The organism is Thermococcus sp. MAR1 (genome assembly GCF_012027305.1).
GTDB lineage: Archaea > Methanobacteriota_B > Thermococci > Thermococcales > Thermococcaceae > Thermococcus.
The window spans coordinates 1,269,935-1,292,182 of the sequence record NZ_SNUF01000001.1 but is presented as its reverse complement, the minus strand read 5'-3'; the positions used below and the strand labels follow the sequence as shown (position 1 = coordinate 1,292,182).

Genomic DNA, 22,248 nt, shown 5'->3' with positions numbered 1-22,248 from the left:
TCAGTCCTTCTTGCGCATGACCTTGACGACCTTGTATGTCCTGCCACCGCACTCGACATCGTCGAGGATCTCTATTATCTTCACGTGGTCGCCCTCGAAGAGGCCCTCCGGCCTGAACAGATCCGCTTTTTCCCTGTCGCTGCAGTCCGCGAAGTGAAGCTTTATCACGGAACCGGCTATGGCCAGCCTCGGCTCTATCGCGACCTCGATGCTCGGCTCGACGACCTCGACGACGCGAACCTTGCCCTCGTGAAGCGGGCAGGAGTGAGAGGGCATGCTCCTTACCCTGAGAATTTTATACCTCCTGCCGGGTTCCAGGTTTCCGACGCAGACTCCAGCTAATTTGCACGTCTTGCACGGTTCTGCCGGGCCGTAATATATGAACTCAACCCCAGGTCTTGCCAGCTTTTCCCCAACTAACGTGATTATTGCCATTCCAAACACCTCCGTTTTTGAAGCGGTGATCTTCAGATGACCCCTGTGATTTTAGCGGCCTTTTCGGCGGCTTCTCGCGTGAGGCCGTCCTTTCCGAGGATCGTGTATCTCTCGGGCCGTATCGTGTGGGCAATCGTGAGGGCCTCAATTATATACTCCGGGTCGATCCCAAGCTCGTATGCGTTAGTTGGCGCCCCGACCTTCTTTAAGGTTTCCCTAATCCGCTCCCACTTGAGCCCGTGGAGATACGCCATTATTATCGTCCCAACTCCGACCTGCTCACCGTGCAGGGCCGGTTTTGGCGCTATGGCATCGAGCGCATGGCTGAAGAGGTGCTCCGCACCGCTGGCTGGCCTTGAAGAGCCGGCTATGCTCATGGCCACGCCACACGAAATAAGACCCTTCACAACCTTCCTCACGCTCTCCTCGTTGCCGAGGCGTATTATGTCCGCGTTCTTTATCACCATCTTGGCGCTCATCAGGCTCAGTGAAGCCGCGTACTCGCTGTAGTACTCGCCCTTTATCCTGTGGGCCAGCTGCCAGTCCTTTACAGCGGTTAGGTTGCTTATCATGTCGCCAACGCCAGCCGCGAGGTAGCGGTAGGGGGCGGTCTTGATGACCCTCACGTCGGCTATCACCGCCACCGGAGGCACGGCCTTGACCGACGTTTTGGTCCCGAGGTCCTTGATGGATGCGTTTGCACTCGCTATGCCGTCGTGGGAAGCTGTAGTGGGAAAGCTGATGAAGGGAACTCCGGCTTTAAACGAGGCAAGCTTGGCGACGTCGATTATGCTACCCCCTCCAACGGCTATGAGCCAGTCAGAGTTATCGTCCCTAATTTTAGTCAGGGTCTTCTCGACCTCCTCCATGTTGGCCTCCCGGATTACCAGCGCGCTCACCTCAAACGACTCCCTGAGACTCTTTTCGATGTCCTTTCCGGCTATCTCTTTCGTCTTCGGCCCATAGAGCACTAAAGCTCTCTCACCCAGACCAAGCCTCTTCGCGACGTTAACGGCCTCTCCCTTCAGATTTTCGCCCAGCAGCACCTCTCTGGGCAGCTGCATCAGATGCATCTCAACCACCGTCCAGATAGATAATGGGTGGGAAAAGCTTTAAGGCTATCGGAACAACGGTCTATGGTGGTCGAATGGGGCTCTACGAGTTCTTTTACGAGTACTTCATAAAACCGATACAGGAAAACCAGGGTTACAATCCCGTGAACACGGTTGTCTACGCCATAATCCTGGGCATAGCTGTGATGCTCCTCTACAAGATGCTCAAACGGATGGGAATAAAGGTTGACGACCGCTTCTTCAAAGCGCTCATTCCGTACATAATCCTTGGCCCGCTGATGCGGAGCATGACCGACGTTGGAATCCTCCCAAGGACTTACCTGACCGTCAGCCCCGGCGGCTACTTCGTCATAGCGGCCTTTGCGATAGCGTCTCTCTACGCCGTGTGGAGGCATTGCTCCGGAGAGAAGTTTTATCCTCTCTATAGGGACTTCGGCTGGGTTCTGCTCGGTGGGTTAGTCTTCGTCCTGATAATAAACCTGGGAAGGGTTAACTTCAACCCGGAGGTCTTCAAGTACTTCATTCCGGCGCTGATAATAGCCGAGGCATTTATATGGCTCGTCTCAAAGAAGCTCACCCTCGTCAGGGACAACTCGCTCCTCTTTTACACCCACTTCTACGACGCTACAACCACATTTGTAGGAATCCAGTTCCTTGGCTTCTGGGAGCAGCACGTCCTCGCAAGGTGGCTTATGGATGCCTTCGGGACGCCGGCGGTTATATACGCCGAGAAGTTCCTAATACTGTTGCCTGTGGTGTGGATACTCGACAGGTGGATGAAGGACGAGGATCCAGATCTGATCAACTTCGTGAAGCTCACGATGTTCATCCTCGGCTTCGGGCCGGGAACGAGGAACCTGTTGATAATGCTGATGGGTGGTTAGTATGAAAACTAATACGGAAATCCCGTGGAACGAGGTCGCCCTCGAAACCGCGAGGGAGGTTGAAAAGGAAGTAATGCCCCTCTTCGGCACTCCCAAGGCAGGGGAGGCGATAGGAGAGAACGTCAGCGGAGACGTTACCAAATACGTTGACAAAGTGGCTGAAGACGTTGTTCTTAGCAGACTTCAGCCCCTGGGCGTTAATGTCGTCAGCGAGGAGATAGGCTTCATAGACAACGGGAGCGACTACACGGTCATCGTTGACCCCATAGACGGCTCGTACAACTTCGCCGCAGGCATACCAATATTCGCCTTCAGCTTCGCCGTCTTTAAAGGAAGGAAGCCCATCTATGGTGCGATATACGAGTTCGCCACAAAGACGTTTTACGAGGCCCTGCCTGGGGAAGGCGCCTACATGGACGGAAAGCCCATAAGAGTCAGGAAACCCGAGCGCGGAAAGGAGGCACTCAGCTTCTACACGCGCGGCAGGTGTTTGGGCCTAATAAGGAGAGTCAAACGCGTCCGCGTCCTCGGTGCGATAGCCGTTGAGCTTACCTACCTGGCAAAGGGGGCCCTCGACGGTGTCCTGGACATAAGGAACTACGTGAGGACGACGGATATAGCGGCAGGAGTGCTGATAGCGAGGGAGGCGGGGGCGATAGTCACGGACGAGAGGGGGAAGGAGCTGGAGCTGAGGCTCGACGCAACGAGCAAGACAAACGTAATAGCCGTCAACGACCGCTACCTGCTCGACATGATTCTGGAGGAGCTGGAAAATGAGTCTTGAGAAGTATTTTGCCCGCTACGGGAAGGCGACGTTTACGCTGTTCCTGATAAACGTGGCCGTTTACATAGTCGAGGCAATCCTCAGCGGGAACCCGCTCAGTATAAGCATCGGAGTCCTTGCAAGGCTCGGCCAGTGGAACTACGCCGTCATCAATGGTGCCTGGTGGCAACTAATAACCGCGATGTTCGTGCACGTCGGCATACTCCACATAGGCTTCAACATGTACTTCCTCCTGATGATGGGCAGACAGCTTGAGGGAATCCTCGGGCCGAAGAGGCTCGTCATGGTCTACCTCGTCTCTGGTTTAGCCGGAAACCTGCTGACGCTCCTCCTGCTGCCAGCCAACTCGGCCAGCGCCGGTGCGAGTGGAGCCCTCTTCGGCATAGTCGGGGCGCTGATACTCATAACGGGCGTCGTCGGAGGCAACATGCAGGCCGCGCTGATAAACGCCTTCGTGCTCTTCCTGATAAACAGCATCCTGCCGGGCGTCAACGTCTACGCCCACCTGGGCGGGCTCCTCGTTGGAATGGCCATAGGCTACTACTACGGCAGGCAAATCAAGAGGCACCTGATGGCGAGGATGTACGGCTACGGATGGTAATTCCCTCATGAGCAACCCGTTTTTTACATTTCCGTTTTTATGCGCCAAAAGTCGTTTTGAGTAGAATGGAACTGTATAGGGCCTCAACTGGATAGCGGGCTAACCAGGACGTGTGTTCTGGGAATCTAACTGTTTTTTTCGTTATCGACCGAGAAAGGCTGTGAGAATTTTGTGATTCAAATGATAATTCGAGACAGAAACGTTTCTGGTGCGGGGGCGGGGATTTGAACCCCGGAACCCCTACGGGACGGGACCCTCAATCCCGCGCCTTTGACCAGGCTCGGCAACCCCCGCGTTGCCAAAGTATAACGCTCGGAGAGGCTTTATAAAGTTTTCCCTGTCCAATTTCCGGCCTCTGACCAAAAAATTTATAAAGCAACCTCCCGTCTATGACTTCGGGTTGAGGGCCGGTAGCTCAGCATGGTTAGAGCGCGGGACTCTTAATCCCGTGGTCGGGGGTTCGAATCCCCCCCGGCCCGCCAGACCGCGTTTCTTCTCGACGCGTTCCGCTTGAGAAGGGATGCGTTTGAGCAACGTAAGGAGTTAGGAAAATGAGTTTTGAAAGATTGGGCTTATCAGAGGCCACGTTAGTGGCGGTTAGAGAGAAGGGTTTTGAGACCCCAACGGACATTCAGAGGGAGGTAATCCCCCGCCTTCTATCGGGCGACGTCGATATAATCGGCCAGTCCCAGACCGGGACGGGAAAGACTGCCGCCTTTGCGCTTCCAATAATCGAGGCGATTGATCCGAATATAAAGGCCGTTCAGGCGATAATATTGACCCCCACGAGGGAGCTTGCCCTCCAGGTGGCGGATGAAATCAAGAGCCTCCGCGGGAGGAAGAGGGTTTACGTATATGCCGTCTACGGCGGCCAGCCGATAGGGCCGCAGATAAGGGCCCTTGAGAGGGGAACCCACGTCGTCGTTGGAACTCCCGGCAGGGTTCTCGACCACATAAGGCGCGGAACCCTCGATTTAAGCTCGGTGAAGTTCTTCATCCTTGACGAGGCCGACAGGATGCTCGACATGGGCTTCATAGACGACATAGAGGCGATTTTCAGGGAGACGCCACGGAGGAAGAGGGTGCTGATGTTCTCTGCCACCATGCCCCCAGAGATTAGAAGGCTCGCGAGGCGTTACATGAAGAACCATGAGGTGATAAGCGTCAGCAGCGACGAGTTGGTTCCGGAAATGGTGGATCAGGAGTACGTGGAGGTCGTCCCAGCGCGGAAGTTCACGGTGCTGAAGAAGATACTCGGCAACGACTTCTACGGCATAGTCTTCTGCGCCACCAAGAGGGAAACCAGGGAGCTGAGTGAGAGGCTCAGGAGAGCCGGCTACAGCGCCGAGGCTCTAAACGGCGACATGAGCCAAAACTCGAGGGAAAGGACATTCTGGCGCTTCAAGACGAAGAGAACAAGGATTTTAGTTGCGACCGACGTTGCGGCGAGGGGCCTCGACGTTCAGGACATAAGCCACATCGTCAACTACTCCCTGCCCATGACTGCCGAGGACTACGTCCACCGGATAGGGAGAACCGGCAGGATGGGCAAGCGGGGAAGGGCGATAACCTTCATAATGCCCGGTGAGTTCAAGAGGCTGCGCTACATTGCACAGGTAGCCGGCGTGGAGATAAGGAAGTCCGAGCTCAGCGAGGAGATCCCGAGGGAGTACCGCGAGAGGTATGAAAGTGATCGCTCCGGTTACTACGGGAGAAGCGGAAGAAGAAACTCCCGCTATCCAAGGAACTCCCGGGGCTATTCTAAGAGCTCCCGAGGTAGATGGTGAGGATTAAATCCTCGCCCTCTATCCGGACCTCTATCCAGACCGCGTCGCTCTTCTGGACGTAGCCCGCGAACTCTTGGTCAGAAAGCATCTGGGAGACCAGCCACTCGGCGTACTCTTCATGGAAGAAGGGGTGGTAGTAGTCGGCCAGGTTGTAGTAGGTAACCCCCCACGTCCAGCCGGCCCTGTACCCCCTCGGGAGCTTTCCGTCGGAGAGTCTTTTCAGGGATTCGTCGGCCTTCAGGCCGAATCCCTCATAGAGCAGATTCATCATGGAAACGGCTAAATTCCTCGCGTCGGCATCACCCATGGTGTAGTCCTGGTTGAGGAACTCCTCGCCGGCAACGACGCCCAGAACCTTTATGTTGGCCTTCTCTTCGCCCGGTGTTATCTCGTAGAGGGTGGCGTTAACTATCCTGCTCCCCTGCCGCTCCCAGTAGTGGTAGTAGGCACCTAAATCCATGGGCGGGAGGTGCTGGTCGAGGGTGAAGTACCATCCGTTTATCTTTACCAACGCCGTGGCGTGCCCCAAATCGGTGAGGTTTATGGCCATCGCGTAGACCGGCGAGTAGTTCATGGCCAGGAGCAGGGCATCCGTGAGAACTGTGTAGTCGGTGCATATACCGGTTCTCCGCATTATCGTCTCGTAGGGGGTCTGAATGGTGTTGTTCTGCCCCTCAACAACCTCCTCTCTTCCGTCGGGGTATATTATGACCTTGGCGAAGGGCTGTTTGGCCTTCTCCCAGTCGTAGCTCAGCCACTCTCCTTCCCAGGCTAGGACGTTCCAGGCACTCTGGGCGAGGTCTTCACCCTTGAGCTCCTCCGCGAGGGGTGATATGACCTCAAGCTCTTCCCTGCCCAGCATACAGGAAAGTGCATCCCTGAGGATGTAGCGCCAGAGGATTCCCGGACAGCTGAGCTCGGCGTCCTGGCCCGGGAGAGACACGGTCACGTTCTCCCAGCTCACAAGGGGATTAGTCCAGGTTGCGGGGGATGAACCAGGCGTTGGAGTGGAGAACGGAGTGGTTGAAGTTGTAGATTGGTATGCGGTACTTTCGGGCGTTCCGGTCTCCGGAGTGGCCGAGAGGCAGCCCGCGATGATGACAATGAACGCGATGGCAAACGCCGCGAGGAACCTTCCCATCATGAACCAACTTGGAGGGAGGGATTATAAAACAGTTCCCCAGCGAAAGAGCATCGGGTTCGTGTCCATCGAAAGATTTAAAAATGCCCTCCTGAAGGTATAACCCGGGCGCTCGGGCAGTGCCGGGGTAGCTTAGCCTGGTCAGAGCGCTCGGCTCATAGGGCCGCTTCCCTTCGGGGGAGCCTGAGAAACCGAGAGGTCCGGGGTTCAAAGCCCCGCCCCGGCACCATTGAAACTTTGCTGACGCAAAGTTTCATCAAAAGGTTCTGACTGTTTGTGGGGCAGATTTTATAGTTCGTGCACGTTAAAACGGGCGATTTTGCTACGGGTTTATTCCACAATTACAGCTCTGAAGAGTTTCACCCCCACAAGGCGTCCTTTGGACGCCAGAACAAAGTTGAAACCTGATTAATGGCCTATTTTAAAGCCAAACCCTCTTCACGGGCAAATTTTAGATTGCACGCTTTGGCTCCTGCCAGTTTGAAAGAAAAACTTGGTTAAGGCCTTGTCTGGAAGGAAAATAAGAAGCTCAGAGCGCCTCGGCGCCGTACTGTCTCAGGAGATTGTATGCGTGGGGGTATTTAGGGGTTTCGCTCGCTCCTTTGGATTTTGTATGAATCTTAATGTTCATTATTACCCAATTTTTTGAGCACGTTAAAAGTCCTCTGTAATGGGCTTTCCAATCCTCTCTTAGGCCATTTCAAAGCTTCAAAACACTTAAATAACAGATTTTTTAATCTTAAAAAATGTGGTGGATGGTATGAAACCCTTTCCAGAAACCCCGATAATTAAAGTTGAGGAGTTGTATGGCAGGGAGAGGGAAGTTTCCCAGTTGCATCAGCTTGTCCTCGAAAAGAAACGGTGGGTGGCGATCATAGGGCCAAGGGCCGTTGGGAAGACCAGCCTCGCGAGGGCGTTCGCAACCCACTATTCTTCCACAACGGGTAACCCCGCGGTTTATTCAAACTTTGCTGGCATTCACAACTTTACCGAATTCGTGGAGAGGTTCGGGCTGGACGTAATGAATTTAGTGCACGAGGATAAACTCAAGCTCAGGAGGGTCTCTTTGGGTATTAAGTTCTTCGAAGCGGTTCTCGAAAGGGAGGAAAACATCTCCATAGCCCCCAAGAATCCCGCGGCCCTCTTTGATGAAGTCATGAGGGCTCTTCCCGAGGGAAGCCTGCTGGTATGGGATGAGGTTCAGGACATGCGGACGGAAAGAAACAAGCTCCTCGCTGCACTGTGGAGGCTTCATAACGTTCTGGCGGAGAAAAGACCCATAATAATCTTCACGGGCTCCGCCATGGGGCTCTTCAAGAAGCTTCTGAATCCCGAATACGACGATTATCTCTATGGACGTGCTCCGGTAAGGGTGGACGTTGAGCCTTGGGACGTTCAAACTGGGATTGAGTTCTTAAAAAGAGGCCTCCTCGCGGCGGGAAACGTGGATTTTTCCATTGACGAGCTTCGGGAGGCGTCTATTAAACTGGGTGGTTTTCCGGGTTACCTCTCATCTTACGGCAGGGGGAGGATTGATGGGCTGACTCACGGAAGGGCCCTTAAAAACGCCCATGAAGAAGCCGTTAAGAGAGCCATGAGTGAACTCAAGAGTTTTGTCGGGTTGCGCCCACAAAGGGAGTATCAAAGAAAAGTGATAGCGCTCTTAAACGCCATGGGTGAGGGTGTTTCCAGGCCATCGTCACTTGCAAGGCTGTCTGGATTGACGGAAGTCAGCGTCGTTAACACGCTCGAGACCCTTCTGGAAATGGGGATAGTTGAAAAGGAATCCAAGAGTAAGGTGGTGAGCATCTACCGGTTCAAATATGGCTTTTATCAGGAAGCGGCCTTGAGAATTAGGGCGTAGCTAAGAAGAATCCAGAATTAACGTTATCTCCTTCATTATCTCCTCCAGTGTGTAGTTTATCGGCATGTCTAACCCCAGAACCTCCTCAAATACAGCCTCATCCTTGGTAAATCAACCGGCCTTAAAGATTCCTTCATCCAGTCCGGCAGGTCCTTCTTTATCGAGCTCCAGAGGAGGCGGTAGTCGAGGACTATGATTGACCCCTTTTCCTCGGCTGAGCGGTGAACCCTTCCGGCAGCTTGAACCAGCTTCCTGTGGGCCGGCAGGTAATAGCCGTAGTATCGGCCCTTTCCGGGGAATTTCCCCTCGAAGTACCTTATCTGGGCCTGAACCCTCGGCGTCGGCCTCGCATAGGGTATTCCAACGAGGATCACACCGTTCATCTCATCGCCGCTGTAGTCCTGCCCCTCGCTGTTTCTTCCACCCATGACTCCGAGGAGCACCGCTCCCTTCCCCCTGGCGTGGGCCTTGAAGCTCGCTATCATCGCATCGTTCTCTGCTGAGCTGGCGCCCTGCTTCTCAATGAATATCGCCTTTCCCGTTTCCTCAAGCCTGACTTGAAGGTTCGCCGAGAGAAGGCCCTGGAGAACCTCGTAGGAAGCAGTGAAGACTCCGACGTTCTTCGGTATGAGTCTGGCCGCCTCGACGATGTAGTCCACCATGCGCCTGTAAACCTGGAGCGAGCGCTCATCACCCCTCGTCGATACGTCTTTAGCCACTAAAACCTGTGCGTTCTCTCTCTTTACCATCCTCGGGAACTTCTTCATTCGGGCGTTTTCGATTCCCATGACGTCGCGGAACGCCTCCATCGGGGTGAGGGTTCCGGACATGAAAACCGCACTCTGGACGTTTCTGATGAAGCCCAGAGCTTTCGATGGATCTAAAGCAACCAGCTCAAGGCTCAGCCCTTTGTCCCTACTCATGAGGAATAGGTAGTCCTCCCGTCCAATGAGCGAGATCCAGAAGAGGAGGAACTCGCCTATCCTGCCGATGTAAGAGCGCGGCGGCTTGCCCTTCTCTATCCTGTCCTCCCTTATGGCGTCGCCAACGGCGACCATGTCGTTGAGAATCCTGACGAGGCCACGGGTGTCGAGGCTCAGGATATCAACGACGTGCGCGAAGACCAGCTCCGGCTGGATGGGGGTTTCATGCACGTCCCTGTCCTTGAGCTTCTCGTCGTAGAGCATCTCCAATCCGCGGCCGAAAATGCTGAGGAAGTTGGCTATCTCGTGCTCGTTGTACTCGTCGGCCTCTTTTATCGCCCTGTTTACCGTATGTATGCTTATCCGGTCGCTCAAGGCTGAGATGGCTTGGTCAGGCAGGTTGTGGGCCTCATCAAAAACCACTATCAGGTCTGAGTAGTCAACGTCGAGGGAGCTTATGAAGTTCTCCCGAATGGTTGGGCTGAGGAGGTAGAGGTAGCTGGCCACTATGACGTCTGCCCTCTCCGCTATCCTCTTGGTCAGATCGTAGGGGCACAGCTCTAAGGTTTCCGCGTAGCTCAGAATCTCGGCCGGATGACTCGGCTCGCTCAGGAAGAACTTCACTAGCTCGTCGAACTCCGTCTTTTTCTTCTTTTCGTTCTCGTAGAACTCACATTTGCCGAGCTTCTTGAGGTTCTTGCAGACGACCATGGCGGTGTAGGCGTCGCTCGTGAACTGGGTGAGGTATGTGTGAAGGCAGAGGTCCTTCCTGCTCCTCAGCTCGACTCCAGAGACGGGGTCCTTCTTGTTTATTGCCTTCAGCTCCTCAATGACTCTGTCCATCTGCCTGTGGGTTCTGGCCAGATAGAGAACCTTGTAACCCATCTCCTTGGCGTAAGGCAGGATTCCGGCTAAAACGCTCACGGTCTTTCCAAAGCCGGTAGGGGCTTCGATTATAGCGTTTTCTCCGTTTTTAACGGCCTCTGAGACGAGCTCTATGAACTCTCGCTGATGGGGCCTGAGTTCTTCGTAGGGAAAGTACTCCGGTGTTCCGCTTTCGCTCATGGGAAAGAGTTTTAACGGCTCGCTTTTAACTTTTCCCCAGGTGAGCGGTGTGGACGAGAAGGAGCAGAGACTGGTTGAGTACTCCATCGAGGCTGTTATAATAGCGTGGCTCGCGTACCTGTTCTTCTATCAGAATTACCTGCTCCACAGCTGGCACCGGGGATTGCCGCTCCCCTCTAAACTGCCTTTCCTGGTGGCTGGAATCGTTGTTGCAGCGCTGTTCTTCTGGTACGAGTGGGCAAAATTCGAGCGCGAGCTTGAGGGAAGGAAGGAGGTACCCCTAAAATCGGTTCTGCCCGTGGCTCTCAAGGAGGATCACATCGACTCGGACTCAAACAAAACCGAGAACGGCGGTGAGACTACGGGCGAAGAGGTGCAGAAAGAAGAACGGGAAGAGGTTAGAGCTTCAGCCCCGGAATCTCCTCAAGAACCTTGACGGTCAGCTTAACGGCTGCATCGACGTCGCGCTCGTCAACGACTTCAGTGTTGGAGTGGATGTACCTCGCTGGAATGCTTATTCCGCCGCTCGGGACGCCTGCCTTGTTGAGGTGTATCGCTCCCGCGTCGGTTCCACCGCCGGTGAGGATGTCCCACTGGTAGGGAATCTCGTGCTTCTTGGCTATCTCTTCCATCCAGCGGACGATTGTTGGGTGGCAGATGACGGAGCGGTCCATTATCTTAATCGCGACGCCCTTTCCGAGCTGGCTTATCTGCTTGTGCTCCGGCGTTCCCGGCACGTCTGCTGCTATTGTGACATCCAAAGCAAAGCCGTAGTCGGGGTCTATGCCAAAGGACGAAACCTTCGCACCGCGGAGGCCGACCTCCTCCTGGACTGTGGCGACGAAGTAGACATCTGCGTCGGTCTCGCTCAGCTGTCTCGCGGCTTCCACAAGAGTGTAAACCGCTATCCTGTCGTCGTGGGCAATGCTGACTAAGCGGTGCTTGCCGAGCCTCTCAAGCCTTCCGTCCCATGTTATGACCGTGCCTATCTTAACCCCCATCTCCTCGGCCTCTTCTTTGCTCTCGGCACCGATGTCTATGAAGACCCCATCCCAGGTCGGGGCCTTGTTCCTCTGCTCGGGCTTCTGGATGTGCGGCGGAACTGAGCCACCGACGCCGTAGACGAACTCGTTCGGGCCGACCCAGACTTTAAACCTCTGGGCTATAAGCGTCCTTGGGTCAACACCGCCAACCGGTGCAACCCTCAAAAAGCCGTTCTTCTCGATGTGGGTCACCATAAGGCCGATCTGGTCCATGTGGCCAGCCAACATGACCTTTGGGCCCTTGCCTTCCTTGTGGGCGATAACGTTGCCGAGCTTGTCAACCTTAATCTCGTCGACGTAGGGCTTGAAGGCCTCGATAACAACGTCCCTGACTCCGAGGAACTCGTAGCCGGAAACGCCCGGCGCCTCTATAATCCTCTTGAGAAGCTCGTAGTCAACCATCTTCATCACCTTCCGTTTAGATTTCCATCTAAATGCTTATGTCTGAGATATTTAAGGTTTTAGGTGGGATTCACACTGTTGCCTCAGGGGTAAATCCTAACCCCCATTTTGTCCTCGCCGTTATCGTATATCTCCCGGATCTTGAAGAGGTACGCCGGGGTCCTGCTCCAGTCCCTTGGCTTTTTTGGCCGGTGGAAGATGTCATGGAGGGCGTTGGCGTACTCCCACACGGGGCCATCTTCGTGTATCTCCACGTCGCATCTGACCTCGTAGGATGTGCTCGGTGGGGTAAAGAAGAGCACCGTTGCCTCTTTCCTTCCCTCGGTTAGGTTTTTCCAGGTGTGCTTTCTGGCGAGCTCGAGGGACACCAGTTTTGTGAAGTCTATTCTTTCTTTCACGTAGATTTCCTCCAGGAGAAACCTGCCTGCGTTTAGTGGGTTGTAAGGCCTTCTGAGTTCCTCCTTCATCTTTTCGATTGTCTCAGCGAGAAGTTCCTCCCTGTGTATGAAGCCCACGCCTTTAATGGAACCGTTCGTCCCTGCCGGCCCGCAGGTGATTATCGCCGCGTTGTGCCGTGTGAAGCTTATCAGGACTTCCGGGCCAAACTTTCCGTTCAGGAGGCGCTTTATCCCCTCCACCCTTTCCTCAAAAGCGTATCTGATGAACTCCTCTGGGAGCATGTTCCCACCGTGTCCGATACGGCGCTATCGTTAAAAGTCCTCCCATGGAGAATCTCTGGGAGTGAAAATGACGACTCTGCTCAAACTCAAAGTCGTCCCCTGCACCTTCCTCAAAAGGCTCAACCGCTTCGTGGCACTGGTCGAGGTTGAGGGCCAGGAGAGGAGAGCCCTGGTGACCAACACCGGTCGCTTGGAGGAGTTCATGGTTCCTGGCAGGAAGGCCTTCTGCAGGCCCAAGTCCGGTGGAAAGACGGACTTCGTTCTGGTTGCCTTCGAGGACTTGGAGGGAAAAGGTGCTATAATAGACACCAGAACCCAGGCCAAAGCCTTCGAGCGGGCTTTGGAGCTCGGTCTGGTTCCGTGGCTGAGGAACTGTCGGATAAAACGGAAGGAAATACCTCTTGGTAAATCGCGCCTCGATTACCTCTTCGAATGCCCCCATGGCGAGGTCTACGCCGAGATGAAGAGCGCTGTCCTGCGCGGGGGTGAAAAAGGGGAGTACGCGATGTATCCGGACTGTCCGAGCGTCAGGGGACAGAAACACATCAGGGAGCTTATAGAGCTTTCAAAAGCCGGAAAGAGGGCCATGATTTTCTTCATAGGTGCGATGCCCGGCGTTAGGAAGTTCAGGCCCTTCGAGAGGGGCGACCCGAAGATAGCGAGGCTCCTTAAAGAGGCAGAGGGGGCGGGCGTTGAAATCCATGCGCTCAGCATCTCCCTCCTGCGGGATGGAAGGGTCGTTCTTGAGAGGCCGAACTTAGAGATTGAACTTGGGGAGGATTTTTAAGCATGTGATTACAAAAACTACAGAGAGGTTGAGGTGATAAAAATGGCCATAGTCGATGTTAGAATCCTAGTTGAAGGTGCGAGCGACGTGGAGGTCGTAAGCAAAGCCCTTCAGGGTCTCGCTTTGGGAAGCGAGTACAACATAACGATATCCTCGATAATCCCAACGACGAATGTTGAGATAGCGAAGAGCGCAGCTGCCGGGGCGGACCTCCTCATCATAGCGACCGACGCCGACCGGGTCGGACGGGACTTGGCCGAGAGGCTCTTCAGCGAGCTGGGGGAGATGGTAGGGCATGTTGAAAGGATGAAGCTCCCCCTCGGCCACGATCTGGAGCACGTTGACGTTGAGCTCGTCAGAAAGGAGCTCAAGAACACCCTCGTCAGAGCGGGCCTCAAGAGCCTCCAGATACTCCCGGAGTATATGGCGCTCAGGAACCAGCTTCTCGACCTCAAGGGCCGCTACGACGGCCTTGGTGAGGAGTACAGAAAGCTCAGGGATGAGTACGAGGCGGTCACAAAGGCCTTTGAAGAGCTGAAGGAGGAGAACGCGAGGCTCAAGGAGGAGAACGAAGGACTTAAGGCCCTCTTAGAGAGTGCCAAGAACATTTACCGCGTTGACGAGGCATGGAGGTCCCTCTTCCCCGCCGAGCCGGTCCCGGACGAGGCGTACATCGGAAAGGCCGTCGAGAAACTCGGGCTTGCGGGTAAGGTGATAGTCGGGCAGGGCTACATCTTTGCCGAGGACAAGGCTCTCGTGGATGAACTTCTCAGGACGGTTTACCTTAGCCTAAGCATAAAGGAGGAGTCTCCCAAGCCTCCCAGGCCTCCGGTGGAAGAACCGCCGAAGCCCCAGGAGTCCGAGCGAAGCGAGCCGGAGGTCGTTGAGAACGCCGAGGTAAAGCCCGACGACATCGAGGGACTCCTGAAGGGGCTGTGATATGGACCTCAATGAGACCCTGGAAGAATATGAGACGTACCTTGACCTTGAGGGGAAGAGCCCCAACACGATTAGGATGTACTCATACTACGTGAGGCGCTACCTTAAGTGGGGCGGAAAGCTTAACTCCCGCTCCGCCCTCCGTTTTCTCGCGAGGCTTAGAAAGGAAGGCTACTCCAACAAAAGCTTAAACTTGGTCGTCCAAGCTTTGCGCTCCTACTTCCGTTTTGAGGGTGCTGAAGAGGAAGCAGAGAAGCTTAAGCCCCCAAAGGTCCCCAGGAGTCTGCCGAAGGCCCTAACCCGCGAGGAAGTCAGAAAGCTGCTCTCGGTAATACCCCCGACGAGAAGGCGCGACAGGCTGATATTTCTCCTGCTCTACGGGGCGGGCCTTAGGGTAAGCGAGCTGTGTAACCTCAAAAAATCGGATGTTGACTTCGAGCGCTCGCTGATAGTTGTGCGAGGCGGCAAGGGTGCCAAGGACCGTGTCGTGCCTATTCCAGGATTCCTTCTGGAGGAGATCAAGTCCTACATTGAGAGCCGCGATGACGACAGTGAGTACCTTATCGTCGAGGAGGGGCGCAGGGAAAAGGACAGGATATCACCCAAGACCGTCTGGTATCTCCTCAGGAAATACGGGCAGAAGGCCGGCATCAGGGTCACGCCACACATGCTCCGCCACAGCTTCGCGACTCACATGCTCGAAAACGGCGTTGACATAAGGGCCATTCAGGAGCTCCTCGGCCACTCGAACCTCTCGACGACGCAGATTTACACCAAGGTTACCGTTGAGCACCTCAGAAAGGCTCAGGAGAAGGCGAGGCTGATAGAGGGGCTGATGGAGTAGAAAATGGTACGTTGTGCTGGACCAAACTTTAAAAGCATTTGGCATGCCATACTATCTCAGGGATCAGGGGTAAGTATACAGTTTTGCATATCACATGCATCAAACCAGCGAGATTTGCAATGGGTGTAAAAATGTCGAAAGAAATGCTGAAATGTAGGAATCATCCCTGGGAAATGTAGAACCCAACAACGGGTACTGTGTTTATGTTGTTCACCGTTGTTTCCGATTGTCCTCTCCAAACCCTGTGATATGTTCCGGTTTCTCCATATAAGTCCAGAGTGCAAACAAATGCTTGTATGTTGCTGTATTCATAATTTACGTCGATAAACATGTTTGCACTGTTTGCGGCCGTTGCGGCCAGCGGGGAGATTATTCCAGCGGAGGACAGGATTGAGATAAAACCCAAAGCGTCTATCGAAAATGCATCAGAACTAAGATTTTCGAGGGAGAACTGGTAGTAAGGACGTGTGTATGTCTCTGAAAGATTTCTTACCTCAAAGACCCACGAGTTTATGGGTGCCGGTCTTACGTTTGAGGGCCTGTAATAAGCCCATGAAAGTGAGTTTGGGTCAAAGCTCTTCACGAAGACGTACTCCTCGTAAAAGTCTTGCCCGTCAATGTGGATTTTCCACCTTTCGTACCTATAAATAAAGTCCATCCAGATGTAAACGTCTTGGCCGCGGTCAAAAGCTGCATGGGATAAACCCCCGCCATTCACATTGTAGGTGTAATGAGTTCCAATATGTGACCATTCGCTGGTTAGAAATGCGTAAACTCCAAACCCAACGTGTGCGTTGGCCGTGTAGCTGTACGTTATCTGGCCCCAGCTGTAGTCTGCGTTGATTATCTCCGCAACGACCACTGGTATTGTTTCTTCGTGATATTCCTCCAGTATCTGCCAGTAGTTGTCCATTGGCTGGACGTTCCCATCGGAAATGGTTTCCGAGGAGACCTCTTTGGTAGTTTTCAGGGGTTTGTACTCTGGATAGACCGTTATTTTTTGGTATCGGCCCTCTCCCTTAAGTGAAATTCCCTGAACAGCGACTTTGCCATCCTTCACAATCGTAAGTACGATAAAGGGCTCGGCACCGTAGCCGTGTTTTTTGATGTTGTCATCCCATGCTTTCCTCAGTCCGGAAAGGTCAAAGTACAAAGTCTCTCCCCTTACGGCAGTGGGTTTAATCTCCCTGAATCCCTCTGGATACAGCGCCTTGGCAAAAATCTTTGCTTCTGTTGAGTTTTGGATCTCAATGGCCATTATTGCTGGAGGCTCATTAATGCTTGCTCTTACGAAAAATCCAAAAACTAAACCGACTACCAGAATAGCAAGCACTTTCTTTTTCATAGTACCACTGTTAACAGTATACTCTGTTATGGTATTTAAAGGTCACTGTCCACAGTGTAATATGGGTTAGAGCTCCCCCTTCTCCCCCAGCATTGCCAGATAGCTTGTGAAGGCCCCGGCCGAGATTGTATCGCCCAGGCCGACCGTCGAAACAGGTTTTTTGACGAGCCTTGTGGGAATAATCACGACCTTATACTCCCTGGTTCTCAAGCGCCTCTTCGCCTCCTCGAAGCGGAGCTTCACGAACTCTCCATACTCGTTGTACGGAACCTTCATACCGACCTTTACGTCTTCAGGACTCCTTATGTCCCCGAGGGAAGCCCTCGCCGCGGCCAGGGTTGTTGCGAGCTCAAGGCTGCTCCTCAGCTCGTCCTCGCTCAGCGGGTTGTCCGAGTGGGTGATGTACATGATGTAGTAAATCGTGTGTATCTGGAGCACCTCCAGGTTCATCTCGTCAACGAGGATTTTTCCGCCCAGAACTGTGTCCTCTATGCGGTTGTAAGTGAATATCCTCTCCGCGAGCTTGGAGTAGCCGAGGGCGTTGAGGACGTGGGCTATCTCCGCCTCGTCCATCCCCACGCTCTCCACCAGGGGAAAGAGGTTGTAGATCACCTTCTTCCTGAGCTCGCGGTTCTGTATTGAGGCGAACTCGAGGTGAACCTTCACGTCCTTCTCACGCTTGAGCAGGAGTATGTCCTTTTTGGCCTCCTTTAGGTAGTGGTTGGCATCTTTTCCATCGGAATAGCGGAGCTTTATCCCCTGGTAGCCTGAGAGAATGGCCCCATCAACCTGAAGGCCGATCTCTGGCAGGAACGGTTTAAGCTCGGGCTCGGTGTATATCCTTATGCTCTCGAATCTCGCCGAGACGATGAACCTGCCAGAGAAGGGAACCTGTATGGTCTCGTCCCCTAGCCTGAAAGTCGTTCCGGCACGGAATTCAAAGATGCGGTTCACCTTTAGCGGGTCGCCCTCCCTGTAGGCCTCGCGGGGATGTTTGAAGGCCAACCTGCCGTCCTCGATGACTGGATAGAGGAGGTTGGGCTTATCCACGAACATCTCGGCCTGCTTTCTGGCCAGGTGGGGGGTGTAGACGATTACCCTGTTGAAGTCGAGGTTGGCCAGGAGGTTCGCTATGATCCCCGCCTGACCGCCCATCCTCTCGATGTCATATTTAAAGTGAGAATCGAACCAGGTGTGGAGCTCCTCATTAACCAGGGGCACCGCCATGGGCTTTCCGGTCTTGAGGGCGTGAACCAGCCTTGCGACGAAGTCGAGGGGCTCGTTTATCTCCCTAGGATAATCTTCCATCCTTTTCCTGACGGTTTCAGCCCCCAGCTCGTCTATGAGCCTCTGCACAGTTTCGCCGGTCAGAAAGGTTATCGCATCAACGTTCGTGTTGTAGGCGGTATATATCGAAAGCTTCCTTGCCTCGTCGAGGAGCTCCATTTGTATCACCCTCAGTGACTAACGTCTAAGAAATTCGGGTGAATTCTTAAAAGGGTTTCGGAAGCGGTTGAGGGAAAATGTTGAAGGCTCAGAACTCTGTGAAAAGTCTTCCAAGCCAGGGGATCCGCTCCATGACGTCCATCTCTCTCAGAGCAAGCCACAGAGATGCCTGATTGCTCGTAACGACTGGAATGCCGAGGTCTTCCTCGAGAGGCTCGATTATCTCAAACGTTCTCCAGTTCGTGCAGCTGATGAAGACCGCGTCTGCCTCGTCCATGAAGCTGGCCTTGGCGAGGCGATAGGCCTCGTAGGGTTCGAGCTTTCCGATTTGGGTGTTGTCCTCTATTCCAAGTCCCCTTATGTCGAGCACGTTGAACTCGTTTGCCTCCAGGAACTCCCTCTCGCGGACGTTTATATCGTCCATGTAGGGGGTTATGACCAGCACATCCCTTGCATCGAGCATCTTGAGGGCCTCCACCACGGCTGTGCTGGTGCTGACAACGGGGACGTTTACTTCTTCCTCTATCTTGGACTCAAGCTCCTTCTCGTAATCCTTCCCACCGATGAACGACCCACTGGTGCAACCGTAGAGGATCATCTCAACACCTGCATCGCGCAGAAGCTTCGCCGCCTCGACGGAGAGGGCGTTCATATTGATGAGCTCCTCCTCCCTTACGTTCCTCAGCGGAACCCTCGCGGTGTGGAGCGAGACCCCATTGGGAATTGCAGAATGAAGCTCCATCTCCATGGTGGTGTTCGATGAGGGAACTATGAGTCCAAGCCTACCTCTCCATCCGTACATGCTTTCACCTCTTGGGATTACTCTAGAATTCTCTTAAACCTTTGGTTTTGGAAAGGCTGATTAAGGTCTGCGGGAAAGCTTCATGGGTGATACCGTGGAGCTTGAGGATGCGATACTGAAGAGAACCTCCGTGCGGTATTTCGAAGAGAGAGACGTTCCGGAGGAGGACATTAGGGCGCTGATCGAGGCGGCGATAAGGGCGCCCACCGCGAGCGGCCTGGAGAACTGGAAGTTCGTTGTTTTCAAGAGTAGGGACGCGAGGGAAAAACTCTACAATCTCATAGCCGAGGGTATGACTCGATACTACCGCGCCGTGAACCTCCCGGAGGAGAAGATAGGGAAGCTCAGAAGGCGTATGTATGAACAGGGTATGTATCGTGCACCCATATACATCGCCGTCTTTATCGACAAGAACGTCCGCTTCCTCCCCGGGGAAGAATTCGACGAGCCCGAGTTCATCTGGAGCGTTGAGAGTGCTGCGATGGCGATTCAGAACCTCATGCTCAAAGCCGTTGAGCTCGGCCTCGGAACGGTTTACATAGGGGTTACTAATTTCCCGGGAATAGAGGATGAGGTCAGAGAGCTTTCGGGCCTCGATGAGAACCACTACCTCGTTGGAGTCATCCCGGTCGGCTATCCCAAGGGCAAAGTCAAACCCCGGAAGAGGAGAAAGACCCTCGATGAGGTGCTGGTCTTCATCTAAACGTTTTTATTCCCTCCCCCTCAACTCCTCCTGGTGGAAGGATGATAGAGTTCGTGATACTGCTGGGCGTCATCGGTGGCTGGATAATAGTGGCCTCAACCCTCTTCCTCATGCTGGCCCTGGGCAAGACCTGGGGGTTAGCGGGTGTGCTCCTCTTGGTCGCGGCGATTCAGATAAACCACTGGCTCAAGGAGAAGTACATGCACGCCATAGTCGATGCCACACCGAGGGCCAAGGCCATAGCCGCGCACATATTTGAGATGAACGAGCTCATCCTTCTCTCGTCCTACCTGATATCGGTGGTTCTCTACGTCGTCATACAGAAGTACGTGGAGATAGTCATCAAGTTCCCGCACGCACTGGGGTGAGAGCATGAACGTCGTCATAGTCAGATACGGGGAGATAGGAACGAAATCCCGACAGACAAGGAGATGGTTCGAGAGCATACTCATGAACAACATCCGCGAGGCCTTGGTGAGCGAGGGGATTGGGTTCAAAAAGGTCGAAGCGAAGCACGGAAGGATTCTCGTGAAGACGAATAAAGCGAGAGATGCCGTTGATGTTCTTGGGAGGGTTTTTGGCATAGTGTCGCTCTCCCCGGCGATGGAAGTCGATGCCGAGCTGGATAAGATTAACCGGACGGCCCTCAAGCTCTTCAGGAGGAAGAAGCGCGAGCTCGGCCTTGAAAGGCCTCGCTTTAGAGTCACCGCGAGGAGAATCACCAAGGAGTTCCCCCTCAAGAGCCCTGAGGTTCAGGCGAAGGTTGGGGAATACATCCTTGAGAACGAGGGGAGCGAGGTTAATCTGCACGAGTACGACATAGAGATAGGAATAGAACTGATGGAGGGCAGAGCCTACGTCTTCGTTGACAAAATCTACGCCTGGGGGGGCCTTCCAATAGGGACCCAGGGCAAGGTGGTGGCTTTGCTAAGCGGCGGCATAGACTCGCCGGTTGCCGCCTTCCTCATGATGAAGCGCGGCGTTGAGGTTATTCCCGTCCACATCTACATGGGCGAGAAGACCCTCGAAAAGGTCAGGAAGATCTGGGCCCAGCTGAAGAAGTACGGCTACGGCGGAAAGGGCGAGCTGATAGTGGTTAAACCTAAGGAGCGCGAGAGAATCATTGAGAAGCTGCGCGAGATGAAGAAGGAGAAGTACACCTGCGTCTTCTGCAAGTACATGATGGTGAGGCACGCGGATAGAGTGGCGAGGGAGTTCGGGGCGAAGGGAATAGTCATGGGGGATTCCCTCGGGCAAGTGGCCAGCCAAACCCTTGAGAACATGTACATAGTCAGCCAGGCAACGGACCTGCCGATATACCGCCCGCTCGTTGGGCTCGACAAGGAGGAAATCGTGAGGATAGCGAAGGAGATAGGAACCTTCGAGCTCTCAACCCTGCCGGAGGACGAGATTCCGTTCATACCGAAGCACCCCGTGATACGGGGCTCCTGGGAGGAGTTCAGGAAGATTTACAAAGCCGTCTTTGGAGAGGAGCCGGGGAAGAGAGAGTGCTAAGTGTTAAATAATTCCTCTACGGATAATGAGGCGGGTGGGAGCATGGGAATCGTCGTTGAGGCAATCTATGAAGATGGAGTGTTCAAGCCCCTTAAAAAACTCAACCTTCCAGACAAGACGAAGGTAACCATCAGGGTGGAAATCTTTGGCCTGCTGAGGGGATGGGAGGTAGACACACAAAGGGTAAAAGATGAACTGAGGGAGGTTCATGGATAAGTTCTTTGCCGATACGTACGCGCTCATCGAAATTCTCAAGGGAAACCCAAACTATTCAAAATACGCCGGCCTTGAACTGTACTCCACAGAATTCAACCTCCTTGAACTCTCTTACGCTCTCACACGAGACTTTGGGTCGGAGCGGGCAAAGGGTGTTCTGACTCTCGTAAGGGCAACGCTGATTATACTCTCGCCGACAACGGAGCACTATATAAAGGCCTCAGATATGAAACTTAAAGAAAAACGTAACGGCAAAAAATTGTCTTTGATAGATTGCTTGGGCTATGTCATAGCAAATGACCTTGGTCTTAGATTTCTGACAGGCGACAGGGAATTTGAAGGAATGGAAAATGTGGAGTTTGTAAAATAGGGTGATGACGTTATGGATCAAATCAAGCTCTCTGCATATATCAGCTTCTCCCTTCCTCTCATCTTCATCGTGGGACTGCTCATCGTTCTCAGCCAGAACCCATGGTTCTCCTTCACAGACAACGCCCTGAGCGACATGGGTTCAATAAGGAACCCGGTGAACTACTACTTCAACGGCTTCCTGATGCTCTTCGCGGTTCTCGGTTTCATAGCCGCCATCGGAGCCCTGAGAAACGGCCTGAGCTACCTGATGCCCCTCGCTATGGTCTTCCTGTTCCTTGTGGGGGTCTTTCCGGAGGAGTACGCACCCCACGCCCCGGCGGCGGTCTTATTCTACGTCCTCGCACTGGCGGACATAGCCCTCGTCGGAATAAAACTCGGCCGGAGCGGTATTTCGGCGGGCTACATCTGGTCTGCCCTGGCCGTCTTTACGTTCGCCCTGATGCTCTACCTCGTTAAGGCGAGGGTCTTCAGGGGTTTAGCCATTCCAGAGCTGGTTGGAGCTTTTACAATACTCTCGTGGTTCGTCTACATCGGCCTGCTCCAGCTCGAGGTTCGTAGGAATTCCTACAGAAACATTTAAATACTGTGATTCCGTAG

General features: G+C 53.8%; 24 protein-coding genes and 3 tRNA genes. 17 read left to right on the top strand and 10 right to left on the bottom strand.

Annotated elements, in window-relative coordinates; genetic code table 11:
• Positions 1–435 (bottom strand): UPF0179 family protein, encoded by a 435-nt coding sequence (locus E3E25_RS07340; RefSeq protein ID WP_167892436.1) that lies wholly within the window; start codon positions 433–435, stop codon positions 1–3.
• Positions 436–467: 32 nt separating this feature from the next.
• Entirely contained in the window at positions 468–1,508 is a 1,041-nt protein-coding gene (locus E3E25_RS07335; RefSeq protein WP_167892435.1) for an NAD(P)-dependent glycerol-1-phosphate dehydrogenase, read from the bottom strand.
• Positions 1,509–1,582: 74 nt separating this feature from the next.
• Here E3E25_RS07335 and E3E25_RS07330 point away from each other — a divergent pair, with 74 nt between their 5' ends.
• From E3E25_RS07330 to E3E25_RS07320, 3 genes are read left to right on the top strand one after another with little or no spacing between them, the layout of a single operon-like run.
• Positions 1,583–2,392: a DUF63 family protein gene (locus E3E25_RS07330; RefSeq protein WP_167892434.1), complete on the top strand. Its 810-nt coding sequence runs from the start codon at positions 1,583–1,585 to the stop codon at positions 2,390–2,392.
• A gap of 1 nt (position 2,393) precedes the next feature.
• A complete protein-coding gene (locus tag E3E25_RS07325) occupies positions 2,394–3,176 on the top strand; it encodes a bifunctional fructose-bisphosphatase/inositol-phosphate phosphatase (RefSeq protein ID WP_167892433.1) in 783 nt (260 codons plus the stop codon).
• Positions 3,166–3,777: a rhomboid family intramembrane serine protease gene (locus tag E3E25_RS07320; RefSeq protein ID WP_167892432.1), complete on the top strand. Its 612-nt coding sequence runs from the start codon at positions 3,166–3,168 to the stop codon at positions 3,775–3,777. Before E3E25_RS07325 ends, E3E25_RS07320 begins: the two co-directional genes overlap by 11 nt.
• A gap of 206 nt (positions 3,778–3,983) precedes the next feature.
• On the opposite strand, the gene E3E25_RS07315 is transcribed toward E3E25_RS07320, so the two are convergent.
• Positions 3,984–4,071: transfer RNA gene (locus tag E3E25_RS07315), tRNA-Leu, on the bottom strand.
• A 110-nt stretch (positions 4,072–4,181) separates the two neighbouring features.
• Between E3E25_RS07315 and E3E25_RS07310 the strand changes: the two genes are divergently transcribed.
• Positions 4,182–4,259 (top strand) — tRNA-Lys (locus E3E25_RS07310).
• Positions 4,260–4,328: 69 nt separating this feature from the next.
• Positions 4,329–5,564, top strand: coding sequence for a DEAD/DEAH box helicase (locus E3E25_RS07305; RefSeq protein ID WP_167892431.1), 1,236 nt, complete (start codon positions 4,329–4,331; stop codon positions 5,562–5,564).
• Here E3E25_RS07305 and E3E25_RS07300 read toward each other — a convergent pair.
• Positions 5,539–6,708, bottom strand: coding sequence for a transglutaminase-like domain-containing protein (locus E3E25_RS07300; RefSeq protein ID WP_240910755.1), 1,170 nt, complete (start codon positions 6,706–6,708; stop codon positions 5,539–5,541). The two genes, E3E25_RS07305 and E3E25_RS07300, sit on opposite strands and share 26 nt — an antisense overlap.
• A 118-nt stretch (positions 6,709–6,826) precedes the next feature.
• On the opposite strand from E3E25_RS07300, the gene E3E25_RS07295 reads away from it, so the two are divergent.
• Positions 6,827–6,934: transfer RNA gene (locus E3E25_RS07295), tRNA-Met, on the top strand.
• 531 nt (positions 6,935–7,465) lie between these two features.
• Complete coding sequence (locus E3E25_RS07290; RefSeq protein WP_240910795.1) at positions 7,466–8,569, top strand: ATP-binding protein; 1,104 nt, start codon at positions 7,466–7,468, stop codon at positions 8,567–8,569.
• A gap of 68 nt (positions 8,570–8,637) precedes the next feature.
• Here E3E25_RS07290 and E3E25_RS07285 read toward each other — a convergent pair whose 3' ends face one another.
• Entirely contained in the window at positions 8,638–10,557 is a 1,920-nt protein-coding gene (locus E3E25_RS07285) for a helicase C-terminal domain-containing protein (protein ID WP_167892429.1), read from the bottom strand.
• 40 nt (positions 10,558–10,597) lie between these two features.
• Between E3E25_RS07285 and E3E25_RS11510 the strand changes: the two genes are divergently transcribed.
• Complete coding sequence (locus E3E25_RS11510; RefSeq protein WP_206204621.1) at positions 10,598–10,993, top strand: hypothetical protein; 396 nt, start codon at positions 10,598–10,600, stop codon at positions 10,991–10,993.
• Here the strand turns inward: E3E25_RS11510 and E3E25_RS07275 are convergent.
• Positions 10,956–12,002, bottom strand: coding sequence for a M42 family metallopeptidase (locus E3E25_RS07275; RefSeq protein WP_167892771.1), 1,047 nt, complete (start codon positions 12,000–12,002; stop codon positions 10,956–10,958). The genes E3E25_RS11510 and E3E25_RS07275 overlap by 38 nt on opposite strands.
• Before the next feature lie 83 nt (positions 12,003–12,085).
• Complete coding sequence (locus tag E3E25_RS07270; protein ID WP_167892428.1) at positions 12,086–12,682, bottom strand: hypothetical protein; 597 nt, start codon at positions 12,680–12,682, stop codon at positions 12,086–12,088.
• 67 nt (positions 12,683–12,749) lie between these two features.
• On the opposite strand from E3E25_RS07270, the gene sfsA reads away from it, so the two are divergent.
• The 3 genes from sfsA to xerA are packed head-to-tail and all read left to right on the top strand — an operon-like array spanning position 12,750 to position 15,252.
• Positions 12,750–13,469: a DNA/RNA nuclease SfsA gene (sfsA, locus tag E3E25_RS07265; protein WP_167892427.1), complete on the top strand. Its 720-nt coding sequence runs from the start codon at positions 12,750–12,752 to the stop codon at positions 13,467–13,469.
• Positions 13,470–13,511: 42 nt separating this feature from the next.
• Positions 13,512–14,408, top strand: a complete 897-nt coding sequence (locus E3E25_RS07260; RefSeq protein WP_167892426.1) for a toprim domain-containing protein — start codon at positions 13,512–13,514, stop codon at positions 14,406–14,408.
• Position 14,409: 1 nt separating this feature from the next.
• Complete coding sequence (gene xerA, locus E3E25_RS07255) at positions 14,410–15,252, top strand: site-specific tyrosine recombinase/integron integrase (protein ID WP_167892425.1); 843 nt, start codon at positions 14,410–14,412, stop codon at positions 15,250–15,252.
• 160 nt (positions 15,253–15,412) lie between these two features.
• On the opposite strand, the gene E3E25_RS07250 is transcribed toward xerA, so the two are convergent.
• From E3E25_RS07250 to E3E25_RS07240, 3 genes are all read right to left on the bottom strand, one after another.
• Positions 15,413–16,597, bottom strand: coding sequence for a hypothetical protein (locus E3E25_RS07250; RefSeq protein ID WP_167892424.1), 1,185 nt, complete (start codon positions 16,595–16,597; stop codon positions 15,413–15,415).
• Between the two features lie 66 nt (positions 16,598–16,663).
• Positions 16,664–18,043: an ADP-specific phosphofructokinase gene (pfkC, locus tag E3E25_RS07245; protein ID WP_206204620.1), complete on the bottom strand. Its 1,380-nt coding sequence runs from the start codon at positions 18,041–18,043 to the stop codon at positions 16,664–16,666.
• An 88-nt stretch (positions 18,044–18,131) separates the two neighbouring features.
• Positions 18,132–18,845 carry an aspartate/glutamate racemase family protein gene (locus E3E25_RS07240; RefSeq protein WP_167892423.1) on the bottom strand — a complete coding sequence of 238 codons (714 nt, stop codon included), beginning with the start codon at positions 18,843–18,845 and terminating at the stop codon, positions 18,132–18,134.
• Between the two features lie 94 nt (positions 18,846–18,939).
• Between E3E25_RS07240 and E3E25_RS07235 the strand changes: the two genes are divergently transcribed.
• Genes E3E25_RS07235 through E3E25_RS07210 form a run of 6 tightly spaced genes read left to right on the top strand, consistent with a single transcriptional unit; the run spans position 18,940 to position 22,231 of the window.
• The gene (locus E3E25_RS07235) at positions 18,940–19,548 is read left to right on the top strand and encodes a nitroreductase family protein (RefSeq protein ID WP_167892422.1); all 609 of its coding nucleotides are present in this window, start codon (positions 18,940–18,942) and stop codon (positions 19,546–19,548) included.
• A gap of 41 nt (positions 19,549–19,589) precedes the next feature.
• Positions 19,590–19,916 carry a hypothetical protein gene (locus E3E25_RS07230; protein ID WP_167892421.1) on the top strand — a complete coding sequence of 109 codons (327 nt, stop codon included), beginning with the start codon at positions 19,590–19,592 and terminating at the stop codon, positions 19,914–19,916.
• A gap of 4 nt (positions 19,917–19,920) precedes the next feature.
• Positions 19,921–21,063 carry a tRNA uracil 4-sulfurtransferase ThiI gene (gene thiI, locus E3E25_RS07225; RefSeq protein ID WP_167892420.1) on the top strand — a complete coding sequence of 381 codons (1,143 nt, stop codon included), beginning with the start codon at positions 19,921–19,923 and terminating at the stop codon, positions 21,061–21,063.
• Positions 21,064–21,105: 42 nt separating this feature from the next.
• Positions 21,106–21,279 (top strand): antitoxin family protein, encoded by a 174-nt coding sequence (locus E3E25_RS07220; protein ID WP_167892419.1) that lies wholly within the window; start codon positions 21,106–21,108, stop codon positions 21,277–21,279.
• Complete coding sequence (locus tag E3E25_RS07215) at positions 21,272–21,649, top strand: PIN domain-containing protein (RefSeq protein WP_167892418.1); 378 nt, start codon at positions 21,272–21,274, stop codon at positions 21,647–21,649. Before E3E25_RS07220 ends, E3E25_RS07215 begins: the two co-directional genes overlap by 8 nt.
• Positions 21,650–21,661: 12 nt before the next feature.
• Complete coding sequence (locus E3E25_RS07210) at positions 21,662–22,231, top strand: DUF998 domain-containing protein (RefSeq protein WP_167892417.1); 570 nt, start codon at positions 21,662–21,664, stop codon at positions 22,229–22,231.
• The last annotated feature ends 17 nt before the right edge of the window (positions 22,232–22,248 follow it).

Bases quoted from the DNA above. Each gene is read 5' to 3' on its own strand.
- E3E25_RS07335 (WP_167892435.1), bottom strand. From the start codon at position 1,508: ATGCATCTGATGCAGCTGCCCAGAGAGGTGCTGCTGGGCGAAAATCTG.
- E3E25_RS07330 (WP_167892434.1), top strand. From the start codon at position 1,583: ATGGGGCTCTACGAGTTCTTTTACGAGTACTTCATAAAACCGATACAG.
- thiI (WP_167892420.1), top strand. From the start codon at position 19,921: ATGAACGTCGTCATAGTCAGATACGGGGAGATAGGAACGAAATCCCGA.
- E3E25_RS07320 (WP_167892432.1), top strand. From the start codon at position 3,166: ATGAGTCTTGAGAAGTATTTTGCCCGCTACGGGAAGGCGACGTTTACG.
- E3E25_RS07340 (WP_167892436.1), bottom strand. From the start codon at position 435: ATGGCAATAATCACGTTAGTTGGGGAAAAGCTGGCAAGACCTGGGGTT.
- E3E25_RS07220 (WP_167892419.1), top strand. From the start codon at position 21,106: ATGGGAATCGTCGTTGAGGCAATCTATGAAGATGGAGTGTTCAAGCCC.
- E3E25_RS07285 (WP_167892429.1), bottom strand. From the start codon at position 10,557: ATGAGCGAAAGCGGAACACCGGAGTACTTTCCCTACGAAGAACTCAGG.
- E3E25_RS07305 (WP_167892431.1), top strand. From the start codon at position 4,329: ATGAGTTTTGAAAGATTGGGCTTATCAGAGGCCACGTTAGTGGCGGTT.
- E3E25_RS07210 (WP_167892417.1), top strand. From the start codon at position 21,662: ATGGATCAAATCAAGCTCTCTGCATATATCAGCTTCTCCCTTCCTCTC.
- E3E25_RS07250 (WP_167892424.1), bottom strand. From the start codon at position 16,597: ATGAAAAAGAAAGTGCTTGCTATTCTGGTAGTCGGTTTAGTTTTTGGA.
- pfkC (WP_206204620.1), bottom strand. From the start codon at position 18,043: ATGGAGCTCCTCGACGAGGCAAGGAAGCTTTCGATATATACCGCCTAC.
- E3E25_RS07240 (WP_167892423.1), bottom strand. From the start codon at position 18,845: ATGTACGGATGGAGAGGTAGGCTTGGACTCATAGTTCCCTCATCGAAC.
- E3E25_RS07300 (WP_240910755.1), bottom strand. From the start codon at position 6,708: ATGATGGGAAGGTTCCTCGCGGCGTTTGCCATCGCGTTCATTGTCATC.
- E3E25_RS07325 (WP_167892433.1), top strand. From the start codon at position 2,394: ATGAAAACTAATACGGAAATCCCGTGGAACGAGGTCGCCCTCGAAACC.
- E3E25_RS07270 (WP_167892428.1), bottom strand. From the start codon at position 12,682: ATGCTCCCAGAGGAGTTCATCAGATACGCTTTTGAGGAAAGGGTGGAG.
- E3E25_RS07230 (WP_167892421.1), top strand. From the start codon at position 19,590: ATGATAGAGTTCGTGATACTGCTGGGCGTCATCGGTGGCTGGATAATA.
- E3E25_RS07275 (WP_167892771.1), bottom strand. From the start codon at position 12,002: ATGGTTGACTACGAGCTTCTCAAGAGGATTATAGAGGCGCCGGGCGTT.
- E3E25_RS07290 (WP_240910795.1), top strand. From the start codon at position 7,466: ATGAAACCCTTTCCAGAAACCCCGATAATTAAAGTTGAGGAGTTGTAT.
- sfsA (WP_167892427.1), top strand. From the start codon at position 12,750: ATGACGACTCTGCTCAAACTCAAAGTCGTCCCCTGCACCTTCCTCAAA.
- E3E25_RS07215 (WP_167892418.1), top strand. From the start codon at position 21,272: ATGGATAAGTTCTTTGCCGATACGTACGCGCTCATCGAAATTCTCAAG.
- E3E25_RS07260 (WP_167892426.1), top strand. From the start codon at position 13,512: ATGGCCATAGTCGATGTTAGAATCCTAGTTGAAGGTGCGAGCGACGTG.
- xerA (WP_167892425.1), top strand. From the start codon at position 14,410: ATGGACCTCAATGAGACCCTGGAAGAATATGAGACGTACCTTGACCTT.